Source organism: Christiangramia qingdaonensis, from assembly GCF_048381525.1.
GTDB lineage: Bacteria > Bacteroidota > Bacteroidia > Flavobacteriales > Flavobacteriaceae > Christiangramia.
Window position 1 is genome coordinate 2089 of record NZ_JBLWIM010000013.1, and the last position, 5799, is coordinate 7887.

General features: G+C 30.3%; 7 protein-coding genes. All 7 read right to left on the minus strand.

The genetic code is table 11. From position 1 onward, the window contains the following. Positions 1–144: 144 nt before the first annotated feature. The gene (locus ACNI3T_RS11250) at positions 145–879 is read right to left on the minus strand and encodes a hypothetical protein (protein WP_418227891.1); all 735 of its coding nucleotides are present in this window, start codon (positions 877–879) and stop codon (positions 145–147) included. A 155-nt stretch (positions 880–1034) separates the two neighbouring features. Then, complete coding sequence (locus ACNI3T_RS11255; RefSeq protein ID WP_418227892.1) at positions 1035–1949, minus strand: TlpA family protein disulfide reductase; 915 nt, start codon at positions 1947–1949, stop codon at positions 1035–1037. A gap of 179 nt (positions 1950–2128) precedes the next feature. Further along, positions 2129–3223 carry a hypothetical protein gene (locus ACNI3T_RS11260; protein WP_418227893.1) on the minus strand — a complete coding sequence of 365 codons (1095 nt, stop codon included), beginning with the start codon at positions 3221–3223 and terminating at the stop codon, positions 2129–2131. Positions 3224–3368: 145 nt separating this feature from the next. Continuing rightward, positions 3369–3728 (minus strand): hypothetical protein, encoded by a 360-nt coding sequence (locus ACNI3T_RS11265; RefSeq protein WP_418227894.1) that lies wholly within the window; start codon positions 3726–3728, stop codon positions 3369–3371. A 171-nt stretch (positions 3729–3899) separates the two neighbouring features. Next, on the minus strand, positions 3900–4553 hold the full coding sequence (locus ACNI3T_RS11270; RefSeq protein ID WP_418227895.1) for a GIY-YIG nuclease family protein: 654 nt from the start codon (positions 4551–4553) through the stop codon (positions 3900–3902). A 200-nt stretch (positions 4554–4753) separates the two neighbouring features. After that, the gene (locus tag ACNI3T_RS11275) at positions 4754–5074 is read right to left on the minus strand and encodes a hypothetical protein (RefSeq protein ID WP_418227896.1); all 321 of its coding nucleotides are present in this window, start codon (positions 5072–5074) and stop codon (positions 4754–4756) included. A 588-nt stretch (positions 5075–5662) separates the two neighbouring features. Then, positions 5663–5799 (minus strand): hypothetical protein (locus ACNI3T_RS11280; protein ID WP_418227903.1); only part of this gene is annotated, 137 nt, incomplete at its 5' end.

Consider the following 5799-nt stretch of genomic DNA (forward strand, 5'->3'; position numbering starts at 1 on the left):
TGTGCAATTTTATATAACGGTTACGGTTATCGCAAGTTGCGGGAGTAGGGACTCGGATTTGTCGGCTTAGTTGTTTTCATAATTGATCTTTAAAAATACACATTTTCGATAATACCCGTTATTTGCGATGAACCGATGTTACACCTAGTTTTCTTGTTCAAATTTCAATATTGATTCGTTTTTTGGATTATATAATTCAAGAAATTTTCCTTCTAATTTTAGAACCTTAAAATATTCATTTTTGTTCTCACTTTGCACAATTAAATAATTGAGATCATCACTAATCTGCCAATAACCAAATAACTCCATTCCAAATGGTGCCTTGTTTTCAAAACTTCGATCATCTTTGAAATTATAACTTGTCAATTCTGTTTTTGAATGTTTAATTGCAGGAGCGGAATCTCCATTTTTTTTAATTGTTTCAACCCAATTCCATTTTCCGGCAAGTAGTTTTTCATCGATTTCAATTCCTTTAATTTTATCAAGATTGTCTACAAATTCAGGAATCTCAAAATCAGATTCCGTTCTCTTAAGTTTTAGACTCATATCGTTAAGTATGAAGAGAATTCTATCTTCTGATAACTCTTTAATAGAGACTTGATATTCGTAGCCTTTCGATGAAATAAAGAATATTCCATCTTCATCTTCTAACCAATTACCATTCTCAATTTTTCCCATCATTGATTGCTGATATTTATTAGAATCAAATGCCAGATACATTCCTTCGAACATCATTTCAGCCATTTTTTTTCCTTTCTCATCAATTTCTTTTTCACTTGAAATATCTTCGAAAATCCATTTTCCATTCAAATCTAATTCTTGACTGGAAACATTAATTACTGTGAAAATTGCAATTAGAAATAGTAATGTTTTTTTCATGTTTGAAAATTAGGTGTAACTGCTACGGTTATCGCAAGTTGCGGGAGTAGGGACGCGGACTTGTCGGCTTAGTTACGATTCTTTCCTGGTTTCTAAAATTACACTGTTTCCTTTAAAACCCGTTATTTGCGATGAACCGATGTTAGGCAAAGTTTTTATAGCGCCTTTTCTATAGAATATTCTAATTTTTTTATATTTTCTTTACTATATCCTCTTATAATATTTATCACTTCTTTGTTTTGATTAATAACTATATGAGTTGGAAATGAGGTTATCTGATATTCGTCACCCTTAATTAAAACTATATTATAAGAAAATGGATGCTTAGGAAGAAAAATTTTCATCAGATTTTCTTTTGATGTAGACACCGCAGGAGCAATAAAATTTACATTTTCATTTTTAAATTTATCTACTAATAGATTTAGTTCTGGAATTTCTTTAATGCATGGCGCGCACCAAGTCCCCCAAAAATTTAGTACAATAATATCATCTTTGGTAGATTCCGACGAAATTTCATTCCCATAAATGTCACTATAATTAAAAGGTGATATAATATCTCCAATGTTATAATTTATTCGTTTGCCAAAGTCTGGATCTATATAACTAGAAAAACTTATATCATAATCAGGAATATATTCTAGTATTTGATCAAATTGTATATTATTATTCATTGACTGCGAGAACTTCCATTCTTTACCTTGATTATCAGAAACACCTGCTATAAAACTTTTTCTTTTATCTCGAAAACTTATTTCGAATAACGATTGAAATTTATTATTTGATTTAGTGAGATATAAAAGCTTTTTTAATTCAAATTTGTCAGTATCATTTTTCAATATTTGGTTCCACATTTCTATCAAATCATCCTTGGCTTTTTTGTTGTTGCCAAAATATGCAGGTAATAAGTAATCTACATATTCGGAGATATTCTTATCATTGTAAAAATGAATCATTTCTTTTACTTGAATAGTAGCTGCTGCTCTTTGTTCGTCATGTTGCCCCTGTACAGCGTAAGAAAACAACATAATTATAAAAATTACTTTTGACCCTATCATTCTAGAATTATTCATTTTTCATGGTTAAAAATTTTGCCTAACGGTTACGGTTATCGCAAGTTGCGGGAGTAAGGACGCGGACTTGTCGGATTAACTATTTTCTTTCTTGGTTTCTAAAATTACACTCTTTCCGCAATACCCGTTATTTGCTATGAACCGATGTTGGCAATAGTATTACATTGAATATATTGTAATTATTGTTCAATTTCATCACAATAATATTCTATAGTTCTACTGATTCCACTTGTAATCGTGTCATTTTTAGTAAAAGTCTTCTTTATCCAATTTCCATGACGGTCAAATTCTTTTTCAATTTTTGTGATTGATTTCTTTTCAGGTTTTCCGGCTTTCATCATGTTGGGATCAATCCATTTCGAAACCTTTTTGTCATCGTAAGTGTAGGAATTATAATAGCTTTCTAATTCACCTTTGTTTTTGTAATATTTATGCTCAGATATTGTGGAATCTTTTGTTTTGATTATAATCCATCTTTGAAATACAAAGTTTTTTTCCTTGTTTAATTGTTCCTCAATTTTTACATCTACATTTTCATCATTATAAGTTTTTTCTCGAACTATTAAGCCTTTAAATCTTTCTTTTTCGACAATTATTGTATCTCCAACTTTTTTATAATTAAATAAGGTTGAATCATTTGGATTTAGATGTTTAGTTGGAGAGTTTCCAAGTTTATTTATTACACCAAATCCATTTTTCGTATTAATATTTAGTTCTTTGGTCAAATTTTTATTTGAATCATACTCGAATAATGTGTAGAGTCTTAAAGTATCATTCTCAATAATTTCTCTTCTTACGACTAAATCGTCTTCAAAATGATTGTCATATTTTCTTATTTCTACTAAATCTGGAGTAAAAATTTTAATTGAATCTGGTTCTGTCAAATTATCTTTGAAATATTGAACAACTTTTTCTCCATTTCCATCTTTTCTGTTGATTTCAATTTTCTCTACTCTTTTTAAACTATCATAGGTTACAATTTTGAATGGTGTTGAAAGACTTTCTCCATACATGATATACCTCTTTATTTGATCCTTATCATTATAAATAACTTTAAATCTGTTTGATAGATAATCCCTATTTCCAAATATTGAATCTTCCACAAAAATTGATTTTACAAAAGCTTTATGATCTGTATGCTCAATTTTTGTTAAGTACCGATCAAGAGGATTTTTTTGAGAATGAATAAAATTGGTTGAAATGATTATAATTAAGAATAATAGCTTTTTCATTTTATCTTTTAAAACAGGAGTAACTTGTAATATTATTGCCAACGGTTCCGGTTATCGCCAGTTGGCGGAGTAAGGGACGCGGATTTGTCGGCTTAGTATTGGTTTGTTGGTCAAGTTAATTATTTTCTTTCTAACGCTACCGCTTATTGGCGATGAACCGTTGTTGTTGCCAGTTTTTGCACTATAATTACAATTGGTAATCTAACTCCAATTTTCCATCTGTAGCTTTATACGGATCTAACTTTACATATTTTTTTGATTCGCCGTAATAGTCCATGCGAATTTCTTTTTCAAAATCACCAATGAAGTAATAATCGAATTTTTCATCTTCATTATTATCCGAACTGATATTTAGTCTGATTGAGTCATTCGAGTTTCCCTTAATTTTTACGTAAAAAACGGAATAACTTTTATCAGCCATGGGAACTAGACTATCTATAAATATTTTGTCGAAATCATCAATTTTCGCGTTCTTTTTATCAGTGCTAGTATCACAAGATGATAAGAGAGCAATTAGGGTTAAAAGTATAAGTTTCTGAATATTCATGTGGTTAATGTATTAATCGAAATCACACTGCAAATATTGGCTACAACGGTCTCGATTATCGCAAGTTGGCGGATTAAGGAACGCGGATTTGTCGGCTTAGTATTGGTTTGTTGGTCAAGTTAATTATTTTCTTTCTAACGGTGCCGCTTATTGGCGATTAACCGATGTTAGCTACAGTTTATTGTCCTTTCTCACTTTTTTTAAATGCATTAGCGTATCAATTATACTATAACGTCCACCACGTACATTTTCGAATCCAAATTTCTTAAAGTATTGTTGTACTAATTCGTCAATTCTATTTTGAATCTCTGTATGATTTTCTTGTCCCAGTTCTATAGTTTCTACAACCTTAATAGGCCTATGAAGCTTAGTCCATTTAGATGCTTTTCCATTCTGATGCTTTTTCAATGATTTGTTGAAGTCTACACTCTTACCAATGAAAAACTTTTCATTTTCTAGCATAAGAACAAAAATGACTTTTCTTTTTAATGTTTCATCTCTTTGAATTTCCTTGAAATATCCGTGACTGTGTAAATTTTTTAAATTAAGAATACTATTTATGTTGCAAAAATAACCACCTCTTACTTTGAACCAATCCTTAGCTTTCATTAATTCAATAGTAAAATGGTTTTCAAGATTATCTCTTTCCAATTTTGAGTTTATCACAAAATCATATGTTTTATAAACTCTTTTCACTTTGTTCATTTTTGTCCATTCAGACCCTTTACCATTTAAATGTTGTTTCAATCTTAAATCTAAATTTTTAGTGCTTCCTACATAGTAATACCCGCGTTCTAATTCTAATATATAAATGGTGATTTTCATTAATTATAAATATTCAGTCAAACTATTTCAGGAAAGTACATTCATTTAAATTGTAGCTAACGGTCTCGGTTATCGCCAGTTGGCGGAGTAAGGGACACGGATTTGTCGGCTTAGTGTTGGTTTGTTGATCAAGATAATTATTTTCTTACTAACGCTGCCGCTTATTGGCGATTAACCGTTGTTGTGTGTTGGTTTTCTTGTTACAATCTATTTGGATGTTTTAAAACCTTTACGGGTCTTCCAAAAGAACCAGAAATATCTTTAAATAAGTATCTCTTAGAATCAAGGGGTGTTGTTATTTGATTAAATCTTATCTCTACAAAATCGAATCTTTCGGAAATGGTTTGATTCGAAAATTCTAATAAATAGCTCCTGGAATATCCGTTGGAACAGTGTAATAGAAATAAAGCGGAAAGAGAATTTAAAGCGTTTTTTAATGTCGCTTCTTTTTTAGAATTAATACCGTCGTGTTTTATCAAATTGTATACATTCCACCAATCAGGTGGATTTTTTTCATCCAACCAATTTTCAAATGGTCTAATATCTTTATCTAGAGGTCGAACGTGTAAAAAGCTATTTTTTATATCTCGTTCTTTAAAAATATAATAATCTCCAAAATTCCAATTTTTAACTCCTTTTTTCTTCTGTGTTTTTCTGTTAAGTTGATTGTACTTTTTCGCTAAATCACAGTTCTCATCTTCAGAACATTTATACTTTCCCCATTCTTTGAAAAAAACTTCAATTTGAACACAAGATCTTATTATAATATCTCGCAGTAAAGGAGAATAAACATTAAAATGGTATTCTTCATCTATTGGGACAATTTTGATGAAATCAATAAAATCCTGTTCGATAATTTGATATTGTTCGTATGTTTCGCCATTACGTAGTGAACCACCTATATAATGAAAATAGCAATAACCCTCTTCGTAGATTTCTATTTCTGAACAATCAATATGTTTGCATTCTTCGATAGCGCTTAATTTTTAATTGAAAACTTACACACAACGGTTACGGTTATCGCAAGTTGCGGGAGTAGGGACGCGGACTTGTCGGATTAACTATTTTCTTTCCTGGTTCCTAAAATTACACTTTTTCGACAATACCCGTTATTTGCGATTAACCGATGTTGGCTCTTGTTTTATTCCCAGAACTAGTGGAGTACAAATAAGTGAGATTAAAATACTTGAAATAATTGAGACAATTATATTTCCATAAGCGTTTAAATCTAATCCTAGAAAAAATC